Source organism: Polynucleobacter acidiphobus (assembly GCF_003065385.1).
In the GTDB taxonomy this organism is placed as follows: Bacteria; Pseudomonadota; Gammaproteobacteria; order Burkholderiales; family Burkholderiaceae; genus Polynucleobacter; species Polynucleobacter acidiphobus.
In genome coordinates, this window is sequence record NZ_CP023277.1 from 217,911 (window position 1) to 237,070 (window position 19,160).

At 48.2% G+C, this 19,160-nt stretch carries 19 protein-coding genes; 15 read left to right on the plus strand and 4 right to left on the minus strand.

Annotated elements, in window-relative coordinates; all coding sequences use genetic code 11:
• The first annotated feature begins 128 nt into the window (after window positions 1-128).
• Together AOC32_RS01200 and AOC32_RS01205 are read left to right on the plus strand one after the other, a co-directional pair.
• The gene (locus tag AOC32_RS01200) at window positions 129-2,465 is read left to right on the plus strand and encodes an NADP-dependent malic enzyme (protein ID WP_108507752.1); all 2,337 of its coding nucleotides are present in this window, start codon (window positions 129-131) and stop codon (window positions 2,463-2,465) included.
• 125 nt (window positions 2,466-2,590) lie between these two features.
• Entirely contained in the window at window positions 2,591-3,211 is a 621-nt protein-coding gene (locus tag AOC32_RS01205) for a barstar family protein (RefSeq protein ID WP_108509280.1), read from the plus strand.
• On the opposite strand, the gene AOC32_RS01210 is transcribed toward AOC32_RS01205, so the two are convergent.
• Window positions 3,208-3,960, minus strand: coding sequence for a 16S rRNA (uracil(1498)-N(3))-methyltransferase (locus tag AOC32_RS01210; RefSeq protein ID WP_108507753.1), 753 nt, complete (start codon window positions 3,958-3,960; stop codon window positions 3,208-3,210). The genes AOC32_RS01205 and AOC32_RS01210 overlap by 4 nt on opposite strands.
• A 26-nt stretch (window positions 3,961-3,986) precedes the next feature.
• Complete coding sequence (gene fur, locus AOC32_RS01215; RefSeq protein ID WP_108507754.1) at window positions 3,987-4,436, minus strand: ferric iron uptake transcriptional regulator; 450 nt, start codon at window positions 4,434-4,436, stop codon at window positions 3,987-3,989.
• Window positions 4,437-4,506: 70 nt separating this feature from the next.
• On the opposite strand from fur, the gene AOC32_RS01220 reads away from it, so the two are divergent.
• Genes AOC32_RS01220 through hemL form a run of 10 tightly spaced genes read left to right on the plus strand, consistent with a single transcriptional unit; the run spans window position 4,507 to window position 14,883 of the window.
• Window positions 4,507-5,103, plus strand: a complete 597-nt coding sequence (locus AOC32_RS01220) for an outer membrane protein assembly factor BamE (RefSeq protein ID WP_108507755.1) — start codon at window positions 4,507-4,509, stop codon at window positions 5,101-5,103.
• 20 nt (window positions 5,104-5,123) lie between these two features.
• A complete protein-coding gene (gene dapB, locus AOC32_RS01225) occupies window positions 5,124-5,921 on the plus strand; it encodes a 4-hydroxy-tetrahydrodipicolinate reductase (RefSeq protein ID WP_108509281.1) in 798 nt (265 codons plus the stop codon).
• A 27-nt stretch (window positions 5,922-5,948) separates the two neighbouring features.
• The gene (gene leuS / locus AOC32_RS01230) at window positions 5,949-8,615 is read left to right on the plus strand and encodes a leucine--tRNA ligase (RefSeq protein ID WP_108507756.1); all 2,667 of its coding nucleotides are present in this window, start codon (window positions 5,949-5,951) and stop codon (window positions 8,613-8,615) included.
• A gap of 4 nt (window positions 8,616-8,619) precedes the next feature.
• Complete coding sequence (locus AOC32_RS01235; RefSeq protein WP_108507757.1) at window positions 8,620-9,147, plus strand: LPS-assembly lipoprotein LptE; 528 nt, start codon at window positions 8,620-8,622, stop codon at window positions 9,145-9,147.
• Window positions 9,148-9,169: 22 nt separating this feature from the next.
• Window positions 9,170-10,225: a DNA polymerase III subunit delta gene (holA, locus tag AOC32_RS01240; protein WP_108507758.1), complete on the plus strand. Its 1,056-nt coding sequence runs from the start codon at window positions 9,170-9,172 to the stop codon at window positions 10,223-10,225.
• A gap of 10 nt (window positions 10,226-10,235) precedes the next feature.
• Complete coding sequence (locus AOC32_RS01245; RefSeq protein WP_108507759.1) at window positions 10,236-11,525, plus strand: glutamate-5-semialdehyde dehydrogenase; 1,290 nt, start codon at window positions 10,236-10,238, stop codon at window positions 11,523-11,525.
• Between the two features lie 18 nt (window positions 11,526-11,543).
• Complete coding sequence (locus AOC32_RS01250) at window positions 11,544-11,972, plus strand: CopD family protein (protein WP_108507760.1); 429 nt, start codon at window positions 11,544-11,546, stop codon at window positions 11,970-11,972.
• Between the two features lie 8 nt (window positions 11,973-11,980).
• Window positions 11,981-13,363, plus strand: a complete 1,383-nt coding sequence (locus AOC32_RS01255) for a THUMP domain-containing class I SAM-dependent RNA methyltransferase (protein ID WP_108507761.1) — start codon at window positions 11,981-11,983, stop codon at window positions 13,361-13,363.
• A gap of 30 nt (window positions 13,364-13,393) precedes the next feature.
• Window positions 13,394-13,564 carry a rubredoxin gene (locus AOC32_RS01260; protein ID WP_108507762.1) on the plus strand — a complete coding sequence of 57 codons (171 nt, stop codon included), beginning with the start codon at window positions 13,394-13,396 and terminating at the stop codon, window positions 13,562-13,564.
• Between the two features lie 26 nt (window positions 13,565-13,590).
• Entirely contained in the window at window positions 13,591-14,883 is a 1,293-nt protein-coding gene (hemL, locus tag AOC32_RS01265; RefSeq protein ID WP_108507763.1) for a glutamate-1-semialdehyde 2,1-aminomutase, read from the plus strand.
• 5 nt (window positions 14,884-14,888) lie between these two features.
• On the opposite strand, the gene AOC32_RS01270 is transcribed toward hemL, so the two are convergent.
• On the minus strand, window positions 14,889-15,758 hold the full coding sequence (locus tag AOC32_RS01270) for a symmetrical bis(5'-nucleosyl)-tetraphosphatase (RefSeq protein WP_108507764.1): 870 nt from the start codon (window positions 15,756-15,758) through the stop codon (window positions 14,889-14,891).
• A gap of 3 nt (window positions 15,759-15,761) precedes the next feature.
• On the minus strand, window positions 15,762-17,231 hold the full coding sequence (locus AOC32_RS01275) for a cryptochrome/photolyase family protein (RefSeq protein WP_108507765.1): 1,470 nt from the start codon (window positions 17,229-17,231) through the stop codon (window positions 15,762-15,764).
• A gap of 45 nt (window positions 17,232-17,276) precedes the next feature.
• On the opposite strand from AOC32_RS01275, the gene AOC32_RS01280 reads away from it, so the two are divergent.
• The 3 genes from AOC32_RS01280 (at window position 17,277) to ruvX (ending at window position 19,136) form a co-directional block, all read left to right on the plus strand.
• Window positions 17,277-18,104: a YdcF family protein gene (locus AOC32_RS01280; protein WP_108507766.1), complete on the plus strand. Its 828-nt coding sequence runs from the start codon at window positions 17,277-17,279 to the stop codon at window positions 18,102-18,104.
• A gap of 86 nt (window positions 18,105-18,190) precedes the next feature.
• Window positions 18,191-18,730 (plus strand): YqgE/AlgH family protein, encoded by a 540-nt coding sequence (locus tag AOC32_RS01285; protein WP_108509282.1) that lies wholly within the window; start codon window positions 18,191-18,193, stop codon window positions 18,728-18,730.
• Window positions 18,723-19,136, plus strand: coding sequence for a Holliday junction resolvase RuvX (gene ruvX, locus AOC32_RS01290; RefSeq protein ID WP_108507767.1), 414 nt, complete (start codon window positions 18,723-18,725; stop codon window positions 19,134-19,136). Before AOC32_RS01285 ends, ruvX begins: the two co-directional genes overlap by 8 nt.
• Window positions 19,137-19,160 lie beyond the last annotated feature (24 nt).

A 19,160-nucleotide genomic window follows, 5' to 3' on the forward strand; every position in this document is an offset into this window, starting at 1 on the left:
CCCGATTCTTGCAAGACCTGCCGTTTAAGAGGGCATTCAAAGGGAAGGCCTTTAGAGGAATAGAATAGAGTTTTTGGCATTCTTGTTTAAGGCTCCAAGCCTCCTAATCCCATTACCCGCGAAACCCTATGAGTCAATCTGGCAATAAACCCAATCAAAATAAGGAAGAGCAAATTAAGGCTTTACGTGAAGCTGCTCTTAAGTACCATGAGTTTCCGGTACCCGGCAAAATATCGATTGCCCCCACCAAGCAATTAACCAATCAACGTGACCTTTCCTTAGCGTATACGCCAGGAGTAGCAGCTGCTTGTGAAGAAATTAAACGAGACCCTGCCACTGCATTTCGGTATACCGCTCGAGGTAATTTAGTTGGGGTGGTCACTAATGGTACGGCCGTATTGGGTTTAGGTGACATTGGCGCACTCGCCAGTAAGCCGGTCATGGAGGGTAAAGCAGTACTCTTTAAAAAGTTTGCTGGGATTGATGTGTTTGACATTGAAGTCAACGAAAGCGATCCCGAGAAATTGGTTGAGGTGATTGCCGCCCTGGAACCAACCTTTGGCGGAATTAACCTCGAGGACATAAAGGCTCCCGATTGCTTCTTGGTTGAGCGCAAACTTCGTGAGCGCATGAAGATCCCAGTCTTTCATGATGATCAACATGGCACAGCAATTGTGGTGGCAGCGGCGATTCTCAATGGACTAAAAGTCGTTGGTAAAGATATTACGAAGGTCAAGTTAGTGACCTCTGGTGCCGGTGCGGCTGCACTGGCCTGTCTGGAGTTATTAGTTCATCTTGGATTGCCTAAGAGCAATATTTGGGTCACCGATATTGTCGGTGTGGTTTATGAGGGTCGCACTGAGCTCATGGACCCACAGAAAACACCATTTGCGCAAAAGACTGACAAGCGTACCCTAGGCGATGTGATTGAGGGGGCTGATGTATTTTTGGGCTTATCGGCTGGCGGCGTCTTGAAGTCGGAGATGGTTGCCAAAATGGCAGATAAGCCGCTTGTGTTTGCCTTGGCAAATCCAACCCCTGAGATCTTGCCTGAGGAGGTCAAACTGGTTCGCCCCGATGCCGTCATGGCTACCGGGCGCACTGATTACCCCAATCAAGTCAACAACGTCCTGTGTTTTCCATTTATCTTCCGTGGCGCTTTGGATGTGGGGGCAACCACCATTACCACCGAGATGGAAATCGCGGCGGTGAAGGCAATTGCTGAGTTAGCTCAAGCAGAACAAAGTGATGTGGTAGCAGCCGTTTATAGCTCCGAGAATCTGGCTTTTGGTCCAGATTATTTAATCCCGAAACCCTTTGATCCGCGCCTAATTACTGTAATTGCACCAGCCGTTGCAAAGGCCGCCATGGACTGCGGGGTTGCAAGCCGCCCAATTAAAGATTTTGCTGTCTACAAGGATCAATTGCAGCAGTTTGTGTATCACTCGGGAACGGTCATGAAGCCCTTGTTTGGGATTGCTAAGAAGATCCCAATGGAGCAAAAGCGCATCGTCTTTTGTGAGGGCGAGGATGAGCGTGTGATGCGTGCCGTGCAAATCATGCTCGATGAAAGTTTGGTCAACCCCATTCTGATTGGTCGCCCATCGGTGATTGAGCATCGCATTGAGAAGTTCGGGTTGCGCATGAAATCAGGAGTCGATATTGAGATCGTCAATCCAGAAAGTGATGCGCGCTATCGTGATTTCTGGCAAACCTATTTGCAGCTAACCGAGCGCAAGGGAGTGACCGAGTCCTTCGCGAAGCTCGAGATGCGTCGCCGCAATACCTTAATTGGCTCCATCCTCCTCAAAAAAGGACAGGCAGATGGCATGATCTGCGGCACGATCAGTAACACCGGTATTCATTTGAAATACATTGATGAGGTGATTGGTCACGAACCTGGTGCGACAGTCTACGGAGCAATGTCGGGATTGATATTGCCTAACCGCCAAGTTTTTTTGGTGGATACCCACGTTAATATCGACCCAAGTGCTCCTGAGTTAGCTGAAATCACACTCTTAGCCGCTAGCGAGATGCGTAAGTTGGGTATGACCCCGAAAGTTGCCTTGCTTTCGCATTCGAACTTTGGTTCCAGTGACGCCCCATCGGCTGCAAAAATGCGCGAGGTACTAGCGATTTTGCAAAAGGCCGCTCCTGAGCTTGAGGTTGATGGTGAAATGCATGGCGATTGCGCCTTAGATCCCGAAATCCGTGCAGGCGCCATTACGAACTCAAGCTTGCGTGGCGAGGCTAATTTATTGGTCTTGCCCAATATTGATGCCGCCAATATTTCTTATAACCTATTGAAAACTGCCGCGGGTAATGGCGTAGCCATCGGACCGCTTTTGCTCGGGGTTGCAAAACCTATCCATATTTTGACTCCGGCGGCCACGGTGCGCCGAATTGTCAATGTGAGCACGCTAGCGGTTGTAGAGGCCGCCAGCCAATCCAAGGGCTTATTTTAAAAGGAAAATATACTTAGTAAGTAGTTGCTCACTTTTAAATTATTGATAAAAATCAATAACTTATCAAATTAGTTCTTGGATTGGGCTTGATTTGGGGGCGGGATAAGGGTAACCTATTACCCATCATGAATATTCTTCCTGAAAACATTACTTCAGCAAGCGTCGAAGATCACAGCCGCGCAGAAAATTGGGACAGAAATGATCAAGCCGATCGCGAGATCTCGGCGGCGAGCATTTATGCGCAAGGCGGGCTGTCGCGTCTTCAGACCTATGCTGCCAATCAAGACCTAGGAAAAAAAGTGACAGCTTCTTGGCGTGCCGCTTTGGCGATGAGAGATGCTGGTCCCCCAGCAATGTTGCGCAGTGTGCGCCCCAATATCGTGCAATCGATTCGTGCATTTAGAACCAGTGATTTGGCCGAGGCTGCAACGGAGTTAGGCCAGCACTTTGTTTATGCAAGTTGCACCAATGCCAACACCAAGGGCGAGGTACTCGAAGCAATTGCGAACGCCTATATGTTCACCAAACAGCAGGCGAAAAACTTTGATCCGCTGTTAGATGCGCTGACAACCTTGGTTGACAAAGCAGGTCCTCAGCCAGGTTTTGTGGTGGTCCTCGAAGGCTTACCTTGCACCCAAAAGTTTGACAAAGAAGCGAGAGAGACTCTATTGGATGTGTTCCGCGATGCGGTTGAGTTTTGGTCCGAGCGCCGCGTCCCGTATCGGGTCTTTTACTCGTTCGCCTAACTCGTCTTTAAACTCCAAATACTCTCAACGGCTGAGATCGCAACGATCCCAGCCGTTTCTGTTCGTACTATGCGTGGGCCAAGTGATAGGGCGGTAAAACCAGCCTGTTTGGCATATTCCTCCTCCTCTTTGCAAAAGCCGCCCTCTGGACCAATGGCAAGCGTAATACTTTGGGGTGGGTGTTGATTGAGAAATTGATGCAGCGAAGCGGTACTCGTTGTACTCAGAAGTATTTTTAACCCAGCCTTGCTTGGTTTGAATGCATCCCGAGGATGTTGGATTGAAGTAACTTCTGGAATGACGCTACGATCACATTGCTCACACGCTGCTTGCGCGATTGCCTGCCAATGAAGCAGGCGCTTTTCTAGTCGTTTTGGGTCGTTTTTGAGTTTGACCACCGAGCGCTCACACTCAATGGGGGTGATGCTTGTAGCCCCCGTCTCAACGGCTTTCTCGATGATCCAATCCATTTTGTCACCGCTGGCAAGTCCCTGAATAAGCTCTATGCGATAAGGGAGCTCGCGCTGGCGATCTTCTTGGATTTGTGTAATTTCTATCTGAGAAGGGGTTTCGTTCGCTCTGGAGAGCCTTCCCACCGCAGTATGGCCTTTGCCATCAAAGACGGTGAAGACATCATCCGCTCCGATGCGACGAACGCGTAGGTGATGGGCTAAATCCCCATCAATTGGAAGAAGTAGTTTTGGGAGATTGGATTGGGCCCAATCACCCGCTAGGTAGAACTGTGGCATACACGCTCAGTGAGTAATTGGATCAATTACTTTTTCTTATTACGGCAGTTCTTTTTCTGGCAATGACCGTACATTGCCAGAGAATGCTCTTGCAGCTTAAACCCAAGGGATTTGGCAATTTCGTTTTGGCGTTTTTCAATCGCCGAATCCACAAACTCCTCCACATGACCACAGTCTAGGCATACCAGATGATCGTGATGGTTGCCTTCATTGAGCTCATAAATGGCTCGGCTATCCCCTTTGCTCGACTCAAAATGGCTGCGAAGTAAGATCCCGGCCTGCTCGAACTGGGTTAAAACACGATAAACCGTTGCCAAACCGATATCGGAGTTGTCCTTGGCCAAAGCCATATAGACCTCCTCAGCACTAAAGTGCGAATCCGCGTTTTCCTGAAAAAACTCAAGGACTTTCATGCGCGGTGCCGTGACTTTTAGGCCGATTTCACGGAGGTCGGTGGGGAAAGCGTTTTGGCTCATACGGTTTGGCTCGATCGGCAGGTTTGGGCGCTAAAATCAGATACTTAATGATACGTTGAACTGTTGACCCATGCAGATTAGCATTTTTACTTGCCGCAAGCCATATCGAGCTTTTGCATCACGGATGTTGATCGTGCTATGCGCTTGCCTTGGTTTGGGTGCGTGCACTTCGGCGGTTGACAATACTCAGCGGGCTTGGATGAATAGCCTCTTTCAGCCATATGTCCCTGATGTGGTTCAAGGTAACTTTATTTCCAGTGAGCAATACGCTCAACTAAAAGTAGGCATGAGTCGCGAACAGGTGCGCCAAATTATGGGCACACCATTACTAGCCAGCTATTTTCATGCAAACCGTTGGGATTACGTGTTTGAGTTTAAGCGCGAGGGTCAGACGATTGGTAAGGAGAGACGCGTTACCTTATTTTTTGAAGGTGACAAACTCGTGAAATTTGATGGCGATGCCTTGCCCACTGAAGTAGAGCTTGTGGCTGAGATTGACAACTATGCGCGTGAGAAGCGTAGTTTTTGGGATGTGCTAACGGGTAAAAATAAGCCACCCAAGCCAGTCAAGAGACCGCCCCCTGAGGTGATGGTAATTAGTCAGCCCAATAATTTACCGGCCCCAACACCGCAGCCTGATGTGGTGATTACCCCTGTTAAAAATTAATTAGAGAGCCAGTAATGCCAATGAAATTTGCAGTTGCGGGAGCGACCGGAAAAATGGGCAAGATGCTCATCGATACGATTTTGAGATCGCCCAATGCGCAATTAACCGGTGCCCTTGAGCATCCATCCTGCGCTTTGCTTGGAACGGATGCCGGTGCATTTTTGGGTCAACAAACCAATGTCCTGATTACGGATGACTTGGCAAAGGGTTTGGCGGGTGCCGAGTATTTAATTGATTTCACAAGGCCCGAGGGAACTCTGTTGCATGTTGAGGCTGCGAAGCAGGTAGGCGTCAAAATGATTATTGGCACGACCGGTTTTGCTGCTGAGCAATTGCAACAGCTTCGCAGTGCTGCCGATACCATTGCCATCGTGTTTGCACCCAATATGAGTGTTGGTGTGAATGCGACCCTCAAAATTTTGCAAGTCGCCGCGCAATTACTTAAGCAGGGGTATGACATCGAGATTGTGGAGGCGCATCATCGGCATAAAGTGGATGCACCTTCAGGAACGGCCATCAAAATGGGTGAGGTGATTGCTAAGGCTCAAGGCCATTCCCTCGCTGATCTGGCGGTGTATGCCCGTGAGGGTCACACTGGTGAGCGAAAGCCAGGCACCATTGGTTTTGCAACCATACGGGGTGGGGATATTGTGGGTGATCACACCGTGATCTTTGCCGGCGAGGGCGAGCGGATCGAAATCAGTCATCGCTCCACAAGCCGTCAATCCTATGCTGAGGGAGCCTTACGAGCCGCTGCCTTTTTACAAAACCAGCCCAAAGGCTGGTTTGATATGCAAGACGTCTTGGGCCTCAAATAATTTAATCCCTAACAACAAGAATAATTAATGGATAAACATCAGGCTAAGGATTACGATTTTCGGAGTATTGAGGCGCGTGCACACAAGGAGTGGCAAGCTCAGGACGTCTATCGTGTCAGTGAGGATGCGAAGACATCCACTGGTCAATTAAAGCCCAAGTTCTATGCTTGCTCCATGCTACCTTATCCCTCCGGTAAGTTACACATGGGTCATGTGCGCAACTACACCATTAATGATGTGATGGCGCGCCAACTGCGCATGCAAGGCTACAACGTTTTAATGCCTATGGGTTGGGATGCATTTGGGATGCCAGCTGAGAACGCTGCACTTCAGAATAATGTGCCGCCCGCACAATGGACCTATCAAAATATTGATTACATGCGCGGCCAGATGGCAGCGATGGGGCTGGCAATTGATTGGTCGCGGGAAATTGCAACCTGCAAGCCCGATTACTACCGTTGGAACCAGTGGTTATTTTTGAAGATGCTCGAGAAGGGCATTGCCTATCGCAAAACTCAAACGGTCAACTGGGATCCGGTGGATCAAACCGTTTTAGCGAATGAACAGGTGATCGACGGCCGTGGTTGGCGCTCGGGTGCCTTAGTTGAAAAGCGTGAGATTCCTGGGTATTACCTCAACATCACAGCGTATGCTGAAGAGTTATTAACTGGACTTGATGATCTAGCGTGGCCTGAGCGCGTGAAGATCATGCAGCAAAACTGGATTGGTAAGAGTCATGGAGTACGCTTCGCATTTACTCATCAAATTCAGGATGATGCGGGTCGTTTAATTAATGACGGCAAGATGTATGTGTTCACGACACGCGCTGATACCATCATGGGCGTTACATTTTGTGCGGTTGCAGCCGAACATCCTTTGGCGGCCAAGGCGGCACAAACCAATCCAGCATTGGCGCAATTCATTGAGCGCTGCAAAACTGGCAGTGTGATTGAAGCCGATTTGGCGACCCAAGAAAAAGAGGGTATGCCAACCGGTTTATATGTGAACCACCCTTTAACCAATGAGCCCATTCCATTATGGGTTGGTAATTACGTGCTGATGTCGTATGGCGATGGTGCGGTGATGGGGGTTCCTGCTCATGATGAGCGTGATTTTGCGTTTGCTAATAAATACCATTTGCCCATTAAGCAGGTGATTGCCGTTAAAGGGGTAACGGATCTTTTTAATACCTCGCACTGGCAAGGGTGGTATGCACAAAAAGAGAACACCGAGTGCATTTACAGCGGGCCCTATGACGGCTTATCGCACCCAGACGCAGTCCAGGCCGTTGCCAAGGATCTGAAAGAACGGGGTCTTGGTGAGCTAAAAACGACCTATCGCTTGCGCGATTGGGGTATTTCTCGGCAGCGCTATTGGGGAACTCCAATCCCCATGATCCACTGCGCTGATTGTGGTGAAGTGCCAGTGCCAGAATCGGATTTACCAGTGGTCTTGCCCGAAGACTGCGTGCCAGATGGCTCTGGTAATCCCCTTAATAAACGCGAAGATTTTTTGAAGGTCGATTGCCCTAAGTGCGGAAAGCCTGCACGGCGTGAGACCGACACGATGGACACCTTTGTGGATTCCTCATGGTATTTCATGCGCTATACCGGTCCCGATGCAAAAAGCATGGTGGACTCTCGCAATGACTATTGGATGCCAATGGATCAATACATTGGCGGTATTGAGCATGCGATCTTGCATCTTCTGTACGCCCGGTTTTGGACCAAGGTGATGCGAGATTTAGGTTTGGTCCGTTTTGATGAGCCATTCCTAAATCTGCTCACGCAGGGTATGGTTCTCAACGAAACCTTCTATAAGGAAGATCCCAGTGGGAAAAAGCAATGGATCAATCCTGCCGATGTGGAGCTCGATCTTGATGAGAAGGGGCGACCCATTGCAGCTAAGCTCGTTAAGGATGGCTCGCCAGTCCATATCGGCGGCGTCGAGAAGATGGCCAAGAGTAAAAATAATGGTGTTGATCCACAAGCCCTGATTGATCAGTATGGCGCTGATACGGCACGGCTATTTACGATGTTTGCCGCTCCACCTGAGCAGCAACTCGAGTGGTCGGGCGCTGGTGTAGAAGGCGCTTCTCGATTCTTACGTCGTTTATGGAGTTATGCAAGTTCACAAGCGGAATCTTTGCAAGTAGCGCACTCATCCCTTCCAAGCGATCTCAATGCTACTGAAAAAGAACTACGCTTTGAAGTCCATACGATTTTGAAGCAGGCAAACTTTGATTATCAGCGCCGTCAGTACAACACCGTGGTCTCGGCAGCAATGAAGATGCTCAATGTCTTGGAGCCGATTAAATTAGATCGGGATGGCAACTTGATTCGTCCCGAAGTACTTTTTGAGTCCCTTGGTATTTTGTTACGGATTTTGTATCCCGTTGTTCCACACTGCACCTATGCGCTGTGGAATGATCTTGGATTTACAAAACACTTTGGCTCCTTATTGGATGCCCCTTGGCCGCAAGTGGATGAGTCCGCTTTGATTCAGTCAGAGATCGAGCTAGTGCTTCAAATTAATGGTAAACATCGTGGCCAAATCAAGGTACCAGCGGATGCCTCAAAGGATGCGATTGAGGCTATTAGCTTGCAGTCAGAGCCAGTTTTGCGACTCTTAAACGGTGCGGTGCCCAAGAAGATCATTGTGGTTCCGGGCCGCTTAGTGAATGTGGTTGCGTAAGTAAATGAGCGCACCCAATAACCTTAATCGCCGCTTACTGCTGCAAGGCGCTCTTTTTGGCTTGATTTCAGGTTCAGGACTTTCTGCCTGTGGCTTTAAATTGCGGGGATCGGTGTCTGTGCCATATAAATCGATTTTGATTTCAGGACGACCATCACCCCAATTGCGTTATGACCTCGAGCGGGTGATTGCGACAGGCACGAGCTCTAAGGTAGTTACTTCGGGCAAGGATGCCGATTTGATTCTGGATATTGTGAGCGAGGATAGTACCCGGCAAATTTTGACTTACACCTCGACGGGTCAGATTTCAGCCTATCGACTCAATAATCGGGTCGTATTCCGCGCCTTTGATAATACGGGCGCCGAAGTCATTCCAGAGTCTGACATTTATGTGATTCGGGACCTGGATTTCACCACAGCTACAGTATTGGCTTCTGATATTCAGCAACAACAATTTTTGGAAAGCATGCGTTCTGATTTGGCGCTGCAGATTTTGCGTCGTATTGCCACCCTAGGTCGGGTGAGTCAATAAATTTCCTATTTGATCGATTTCAATGATCAAAAGTGATGCCTTTCAAATTCACTTAGCTGGCCTGGCGAAGGGTTCGCAGAGCCTCAATCCCTTATATGTTTTTTCGGGGGATGAGCCACTACTCATGATGGAGGCTGTGGATAGCCTTCGCGTATTTGCCAAAACCCAAGGATTTACTGAACGCGATGTGATGGTGCAGGATCGCTACTTTGATTGGCCCTTGTTGTTAAGTGTTGGGCAATCCATGTCTCTATTTGGCGATAAGCGCTTTGTGGAACTACGCATGCCCACTGGCAAACCTGGTCGTGAAGGGGCGGATGTATTAAAACAATTTGCAAATGGATTGGGATCACCCGGTTCAGAGATTGATGTGATTGTATGCATGCAGCTTCCGCGCTTGGATATGAAAACCAAGAGCTCAGCTTGGTTTATGGCCCTTGATGAGGCCGGAATGGCAGTACAAATTGATTCGATTGAGCGTAGTCAATTGCCCCAATGGATTGCTAAGCGAATGTCACTGCAGTCGCAATCGGTTGAACCTGGGGAAGTGGGGCAGCGCAGTTTGCAATGGATGGCCGATCAAGTGGAGGGTAATTTAATCGCCACTCATCAGGAGATTCAGAAGCTGGGGCTTTTATATCCCAGCGGAGTGATTTCCGATGAGCAAATTCGTGCTGCAGTTCTGAAGGTTGCTCGCTATGACCTATTTGAACTAACAGAAGCACTACTTTCTGGTGATGCGGCACGTCTGAATCGAATGGTGGATGGCCTGCAAGGTGAGGGTGAGCCCTTGCCTCTGATTCTGTGGGGGATTAGCGATGAGTTAAGAACGCTTAATCGGGCTCAAGCTGCGCTTGTAGCCGGAGAGAGTTTGCCAACCATCTTTCGCAACTATCGAATTTGGGGAAAACGTGAGAAGCTTTACCCGATGGCTCTCAAGCGCATTCAACCCAAGAAACTCAAACAAGCGCTAGTACTTGCGGCCAATTTAGATAAGCAGGCAAAGGGTCTATGGGTTCGGGATCTTCCAGCCAATCCTTGGGATGGATTGCGACTCGTTGGGAGTTTATTGCGTTAGAGTATCAACTATGGCAAATGAGATAAACCAAACGATTGAGCAAATGATGCTGACTATTGGTCAGCAAGCGCGCCTCGCTTCAAGGGCGATGGCCAGGGCCAGTTCGCAACAAAAGAATCAGGCATTAAGTAATATTGCAAAGGCGGTTCGACGGGATGTCGCAAAGATTTTGGCGGCCAATGCGCGTGATGTGGAGCGAGCCAAGGCCAGTGGTCATGATGCCGCCTTTGTGGATCGCTTAACCATGACCGAGAAGTCGATTGAGACCATGGCCTTGGGCCTTGAGCAAATCGTGACTCTGGGTGATCCGATTGGTCAGATCACTCCATTTAAACAGCAGCCCTCTGGTATTTTGATTGGGCAAATGCGCGTGCCACTCGGTGTGATTGGCATTATTTACGAATCACGTCCCAACGTAACGATTGATGCCGCAGCGCTATGCTTAAAGTCAGGAAATGCTGTCATTTTACGAGGTGGATCGGAGGCGATAGATTCGAATACATTCTTAGCTGGATTAATTCAGGAGGGGCTGGCTGCCGCTCAATTGCCAGCCAATGCCGTGCAGGTTGTACAAACGACTGATCGGGCTGCGGTTGGAAAAATGATCACCATGACCGAGTACATTGATGTAATTGTGCCGCGGGGTGGCAAGAGTTTAATTGCGCGCCTGATGCAAGATGGCCGAGTGCCCATGATCAAACACCTCGATGGTATTTGCCATACCTTTGTAGATGAGGCTGCGGATGTCGATTTAGCGATTAAGGTCTGCGATAACGCGAAGACCCAGCGCTACGCTCCCTGCAATGCGATGGAGACGCTACTTGTTCATGGCAAGATCGCGCCTCAGGTTTTACCTAAGCTTTGCCGAATTTATCAAGACAAGGGCGTGGAGTTGCGGGTAGATGTAAAAACACGTTCATTGCTTGAATCGAATCAATTGACTAACTTGGTCGATGCTACTGATGAGGATTGGCGCACCGAGTATCTAGCTCCGATTTTGTCGATCAAGATTGTTGAGAGTCTTGATGAAGCGATGGATCACATTGAGCACTATGGCAGTAAGCATACCGATGCGATCATTACCCAAAATCAAGAGCATGCTAATCGTTTCTTACGAGAAGTCGATAGTGCGAGTGTGATGGTCAATACCAGTACTCGGTTTGCAGATGGTTTTGAGTATGGTTTGGGTGCCGAGATTGGGATTTCCAATGACAAGTTGCATGCGCGTGGCCCGGTTGGTCTTGAGGGGCTGACCTCCTTGAAATACGTGGTCATGGGTCACGGTGAAGTTCGTCAGTAATTTTAATAAAGAGAGTCTATGTTTGATGGTTATCTTTGGGCAAAAACCCTTCATATTGTTCTAATCGCATCTTGGTTTGCAGGCCTTTTTTATTTACCCCGTATTTTTGTGAATCTGGCACAAGAAACGAATGAGGTCGCCTATGAGCGTTTAATCGGGATGGCAAAACGACTCTACCGTTTTATGACCATCCTGATGATGCCAGCGGTCGCTTTGGGACTCATTTTGTGGCTGTATTACGGAGTTGGCCGCGGCTCGATCTGGATGCATGTGAAGGTGCTATTGGTGCTGATTGTGATTGCTTACCATTTGCAATGTAAACGTCTCCTTAAGCAATTTGTTCAAAAACAAAATACCAAAAGCCATGTGTGGTTCCGATGGTTTAATGAGGCCCCAGTGTTGCTGATGTTGGTGGTTACTGCTCTCGTAGTGATTAAGCCCAACTAATCCCCATTGTGAAATTTTTCATTGTTTGTCCGGGCGGGCTTGAAACAGTTTTAGCTCAGGAGCTTCAGGAGATTGTTGCTCGACCTGAGATAAAAGCATTGGGGCGATCATCGGTTGATCCAGCCCCCTCAAGCCTAACTGGCGGAATGGGGGTTGAGGGACCGCTTGCCATAGCAATGGCAGTAAATCTGCATTCACGGATTGCTAGTCGTGTTTTACTGAAGATGGCCGACGGACCCTATCAATCCGAGGATGACCTTTATCGCCAAGCAAAAGCGATTGGTTGGGAAGATTGGTTTTCCTCGAATCAAACACTTCGGGTCGATATTACAGCGCAACGATCGCCATTGAAGAGTCTGAACTTTGCTACTTTGCGGATCAAAGATGCGATTGTTGATCGTTTACGTGAGCAAACGGGTGGGCGCCCAAATATTGATACGGTCAATCCCGATGTTCGAATTCAGGTTCATCTGACGCAACAACACGCCACGATCTATTTGGATACCTCGGGTGAACCTTTGTTCAAACGCGGCTGGCGGGAGGAAAAGGGTGAGGCGCCCTTAAAAGAGAACTTAGCTGCTGGGATTTTGCGATTAACCAACTGGCAAGCCTCAATGCCGCTTTATGACCCGATGTGCGGCAGTGGTACTTTTTTGATTGAGGCTGCCCAAATAGCCTTGCATATTCCAGCGGGGGCGCTACGAGCGCGTATATTTGGCTCATCAAATCAAAATGCGACCGTATCGTGGAAGCAATCGGTTGTGCAAACTGGCTTTGGCTTTTTACGACTCAAACCCTTTTTGAGTTCTTTGGAGAAAAAGAACTGGCAGACACTTTGCGATGTTGCGAAGACGAAAATACATCAGCATCAAAATGATGCCATTGCTATCAGTGGCAGCGATATCAACGAGAGAATGATTGCGATGTGTAAGGCAAATTGGCAACGCGCGCAGTTACCTGGATTGCCTGTGGTTCGACAATTAGATGCTATTGCGATTAGGACCACCGTTGATTTAAGCGAAGGGCAAAAGGGGGTGATGGTATTTAATCCACCTTATGGAGAGCGCCTAGCCATGAAAGGTGGCGACTCCGATCGACCCCATAGCTTTGGTGATAGCAAGGCTGCATACATGCAAAAACGACGTACGAGCCGAGAGCCTTTAATAAAAGAGCCGATTGATCCGAAGTTTGCAACGCTACTCGATCAGTTTGGTAAGCAGCTGAAAGACCATTTTGCGGGTTGGGAGATCTTTGTTCTTACTGCAGACATGGGCTTACCGGGCCATTTACGCATGAAAGAGTCTAAGCGCACCCCATTATTTAATGGCCCCTTGGAATGCAGGCTTTTCAAGTTTGAGATTCGGGGGCGAAGCGATCCTCAGAAATCGTAAAATGAAGTTTCAATCTGAAAGAAATAACAAATGGAATATAAAACCTATATGTGCCTGATCTGCGGCTGGATCTACGATGAAGCCAAAGGTTGTCCGGATGATGGCATTGCGCCTGGAACTTTGTGGAAAGATGTTCCCATGAACTGGTCGTGCCCCGAGTGTGGTGCGCGCAAAGATGATTTTGAGATGTGCGTGATCTAATCATCTAGATCTTCTTGATTAATACTATGAGCCAAAACGATCAACTCTTCACACGCGCCCAGAAAACGATTCCGGGTGGCGTGAACTCTCCAGTGAGGGCATTTCGGCAAGTGGGAGGCACCCCCCGATTCATCAAGCGTGCACAGGGCCCTTATTTTTGGGATGCCGACGATAAGCGCTATGTTGATCTCATCATGTCTTGGGGCCCTATGATTGTTGGGCATGCAAACCCCGAGGTGGTGGAAGCAGTGCAGCGCGCAGCGACTCAGAGTTTTAGTTATGGTGCCCCGACCGCAGGGGAGATTGATCTTGCTGAGCGCATTTGTGAGCTAATGCCAGCAATCGAGCAAATTCGCTTGGTTTCAAGTGGTACCGAAGCGACCATGAGTGCTCTGCGTTTAGCCCGCGGTTATACCAATCGCGATTTAATTATCAAGTTTGAGGGCTGTTACCACGGCCATGCGGATAGCTTGTTGGTCAAAGCCGGTTCTGGTTTGCTCACCTTTGCCGATTCCACTAAGAATGCACCTTCATCGGGTGGGGTGCCTCAGGATTTGGTGAAACATACTTTAGTGCTCCCCTATAACGACGTTGGCGCTTTAGAAGAGGCCTTCAAGCGCCATGGTGATCAGGTCGCTGCATTAATTTTGGAGCCCATTGCTGGCAATATGAACTTGATTCGTGCGACCCCCGAGTTTGTCAAGGCGGTTCGTTCGCTCACCCAGCAATATGGCGCCGTATTAATTTATGACGAGGTAATGACGGGATTTCGGGTGGCCTTGGGCGGTACCCAATCTTTGCATGGCATTAAGCCTGATTTAACCTGCCTTGGGAAGGTCATGGGTGGCGGTATGCCCATGGCAGCTTTTGGCGGCAAGCGAGAGATCATGACAAAACTTGCTCCCTTGGGCAATGTCTATCAAGCGGGCACCTTATCTGGTAACCCCGTTGCAGTGGCTGCGGGAGCGAAGACCCTGGAGATTATCTCGCGACCCGGGTTCTTTGAATGCCTGACCGAGCAAACCAAAAAATTGATGGCAGGATTACAGCAAGAGGCCAATCGAGCCAAGATCCCATTCTCGGTTGATAGTGTTGGGGGTATGTTTGGGTTTTATTTTTCGCAGACGGTACCAACTTCATACGAAGCAGTGACCAAAACCGATATTGAAGCCTTCAAACGTTTCTTTCATGCGATGTTGGACGAAGGTGTTTACCTTGCTCCCTCTGCCTATGAGGCTGGATTTACATCGATTGCACACGACAACGCAGTGGTCGATGAGATTATTCGAGCAGCTCAGCAATCGTTTCAGAAGATTTAATACGCTCACATCCGTAGCGGGTGATCATAGCCCGCCACACTGACTGTCTTAATCGTAAGCGATTTGGAATCCCCAACCAAACCCTTGAGGCTCATAGTTTCCAAGTGGTTAAGATCGATTGCAGTTAGGGTGCCACCCCATACGCAGCCAGTATCAATTCCAATGACGCCTTGGCGATTGAGTAAGCCAAGTGTTGACCAGTGACCAAAGACAATCGGTATCGATTTTGTTTTACGCTCTGGAGCCTCAAACCATGGGAGATAGCCAGCCGGGCCGCTTTCTAATCCCTCTTTACTCTTGAATTCCATTTCGCCTTGAGGAGTGCAAAACCGAATCCGGGTTAGGGTATTCGTGATTAAACGTAAACGATCAAAGCCAGTCAATTTTTGATCCCAGCGATTCGGTGTATTGCCATACATTTGGGCCAAGAAATCACGATAGTTTTTATGGCGTAGTGCAATCTCCACCTCATGGGATAAAGATAAGGTTTTCTTAAGACTCCATTGGGGTAGCACCCCTGCGTGTACCAGCAAGACTTTCCCATTGCTCAGCGCCATGGGTCGGTGCCTTAGCCAATCAATGAGCGCTCGCCGGTCGGGCGCTGCCAAAATATCATCAATCGTATCGAGTGGTTTGGTGTCACGAAGCCCTGCATCGCATGCCAATAAATTGAGATCATGGTTTCCTAAAATGCACTCCGCTATCCCATCCTCTTGAAGTTGCTTCAGGCGTCGCAGAGTCCCTAACGAGTCTGGACCACGATTAACGAGATCTCCCAGAAAAATGAATTTAGAACCACGAGGGAGTTTCTTGATGAGTTGATTGAGGGGGTTTAAGCAACCCTGTACATCACCAATCGCAAAGATGCGCGTCATTACTCAAGCCACTTTTTTCACAACGTTGTAGCGAATCAAGGTCGCCTTACGGGCTTCATCATGATCGATAATGGGTCGGGGGTAGTCTTTGCCCAAAACAATACCCGCTGCCTCGAGTTCAAGCTGACCTGCTAGCCAGGGCGCATGAATTGATTTATTGGATAGCTTTTCAAGGGCGGGAATGTAGCGGCGGATAAACTTACCATCGCTATCAAAGCGCTCAGACTGGGTGATGGGGTTAAAGATACGGAAGTAGGGCTGAGCATCGCATCCAGAAGAGGATGCCCATTGCCAACCACCATTGTTAGAGGAAAACTCAAAATCGTTCAGATGCTCTGCAAAATACTGCTCACCCCAGCGCCAATCAATACCCAGGTCTTTACATAAGAAACTGGCCACGACCATCCTTAAGCGATTGTGCATATAGCCCGATTGATTGAGTTGGTGCATGGCCGCATCAACTAATGGATAGCCAGTTTGGCCATCGCACCAGGCTTTAAAGAGTTTTTGTGCTTTAGCACCTTGTTCCCAAACAATCTTGTCATAGTCGGGCTTAAAGGATTGGCCGCTGGCAAGGCGAGGGTGATTGGCCAAAATCATGAAATAGAAGTCTCTCCAGATGAGTTCGCTCAGCCAAGTGCTTGCACCAAGGCTGCCTGCCAGCATTCGACGATGAGCCTCGCGCACCAAACCCCGGATCGATAGGAGACCAAAGCGCAAGTAAGTCGAGAGGTAGCTGACCCCTTTGGTTGCTGGGAAGTCTCGGCCAATGTTGTATTGATCAATTCGTTTTAGAAAGTCACTCAAAAAGAGCTCGGCACCTCTCTGACTTGGGGGCAGATATTTTTCTATACCAGTCGGTCTAAATCCCATCGATTCCAGCGAAGGGATGCCGGTATCGATGCTCTTGGGAATGGGAGCATATCGACCCTGTAAGCCAGCATTAGGTAGATCACAGACGAAGGGCTCAAGATCCGATGGATTGAGTTTCTTAAGCCACGCATTCTTGTATGGAGTGAAGACCGAGAATACTGTTTCAGAGTTGGTTAACACTTCGGACTTCTCAAAAATAACCTGATCCTTAAAATGCTGGAACTTCACTCCATCTGTTGCGAGCGTTTTCGCAATGGTCTCATCACGCAAAATTGCCGAGGGTTCATAGTCATGATTCGTAAAGACTGCTTGCACACCAAGTTGTTTAGCTAAGGTGGGGATCAGTTCGGTTGGATTGCCATGACGAGCAATAATTCCACCTCCTTGGGCTCTTAGCGTTTTATCTAGATCTTCAATCGTTTGCCAAATGAAATCCACCCTGCGATCAAAGCCCCGGCCTTTAGAGAGTAGGGGGTTCAGAATCGTGGTGTCAAAGATAAAACAGACCCAGACCTGTTGATGCTTTTTTAGGGCGTAATGAAGAGCCGCCTGATCATATAGGCGTAAATCACGTCGAAGCCAAACTAATGCACTAGTCATAGGCTCTATCTTATTCGGGAATGCGATTTTGATTATGATGCCCCCATGGATAGCCTATTTTTTATTATCTCGAAGATTGTTCAATTCGCAATTGAGCCTTTAAACCTGATTTTCTTGGTTACCCTTCTAGCATGGTTCTTTCTTGCCATTCGCAAGCCCGTCTTCACCAATCGCCTTTTAGTACTTGCAGTCATTGGATTCTTTGGCGTGGGTTACATGCCCATTCCTGAGTCTTTGATCCGCATTCTGGAAGATGCCGTTCCTAAACCATCGATCCAGAATCTCAACCCCGACCAATTTGCTGGAATCATTATTTTGGGTGGGGCTATCGAGGGTGAAGATGTTGCTGTTGATCGTGGTGAGATATCTCTTAAATCATCGGCTGAGCGAGTGACGAAGGGACTAGAGCTCATTCGTAAATATCCTGATAAGCCATTTATCTTTAGCGGTTTTTCGGGAAGGGTAAATCCAAGAGGGATGTCAGAGGCCGATGCCTTTAAGCGATTGATTCAAGAGCAAGGGCTTGCGGATAGTACAAATGCTACCGCCTTTTATGAGAATCAATCACGCAATACTTATGAAAATGCCATTTATTCAAAAAAGATTATCGATGCCATTTATCTACTATCCCCAAACCCACAGTTAAAACCGTGGCTATTAGTCACCTCCGCGAGTCATATGTATCGCTCTGTGAAGATCTTTGAAAAGCAAGGTATTCCAGTGATTGCTGTCCCTGTCGATTACCAAACAGCCAATACCTTGCAATGGCGCGAATTTGATTTAACGGAAGGTGCATTTCTGTGGAATAAGCTATTGCACGAATATATTGGGATTGCAGCCTATCAATTGACTAGAAAAATATCACTTTTCTGAATTCCTGAGGCTTGCTAGAATGAGTTGTGAGCCAAGCTAATGCCTTCTCCTCATCTAGTTCCTTTGCTAATCAGTTCTTGTTAGCCATGCCGGGAATGCTGGACGAAAATTTTTCAGGTTCCTTGGTTTATCTTTTGGAACATAGTGATAAGGGTGCTATGGGATTGGTGGTGAATCGCCCGACCGATATAGTACTTTCAACCCTGTTTGAGAAAATTGAGCTAAAGCTCGAAATCGCACCACTCCTTGATCAGCCGGTTTATTTTGGTGGCCCCGTTCAGGTTGAGCGAGGATTTGTTCTGCATCCGACTGATCTTGCTGAGAAGTACTCATCTTCATTAATCATTGCAGATGGTCTCACCATGACCACATCTAAGGATGTCCTTGAGGCAGTAGCAAATGGCTCTGGACCCGAGAAGTTTCTGATGACCCTAGGCTATGCCGGTTGGGGTGCAGGACAACTCGAAGAGGAGATTTCTTTGAATGGGTGGATCAATATCGCCATCCCAAATGATCAAATGCAAACGATTATTTTTGATACGCCATATATCGATCGTTATCAAAAGGCAATGCAGGTTCTAGGCTTTGATCTGGCAAGCCTCTCTGGAGAAGCGGGGCATGCCTAATGATGCTTCAAATCCAGTAACGATTGTTCTAGGATTTGATTACGGCACTAAGCGGATTGGGATAGCAGTTGGTAATTCGTTGACAGGAAGCGCTCAAGCTTTAGATGTAATCCAAAATATCAACCCTGATCAAACCCATCAAAAAATTAAAGAGTTAATTCATGAGTGGCAACCAAGTTGTCTAGTGGTGGGTTTACCATTGCATCCAGACGGGGCAGAACATGCGATGACCAAACGCTCACGATCGTTTGGCCAACAGCTTGGTAAGCAATTTGGTAAGCCGATTCACTTTATCGATGAGCGCTATTCCTCAGTGTTACTAGAACAAGACTCCCAGTATCAAGGGGCTTTAGATTCGCATGCAGCCGGATTACTTTTAGAGCAGTTCTTTCGTGAGCGCAGTTAAAATTAGGGTGCTCACTAATTTAAG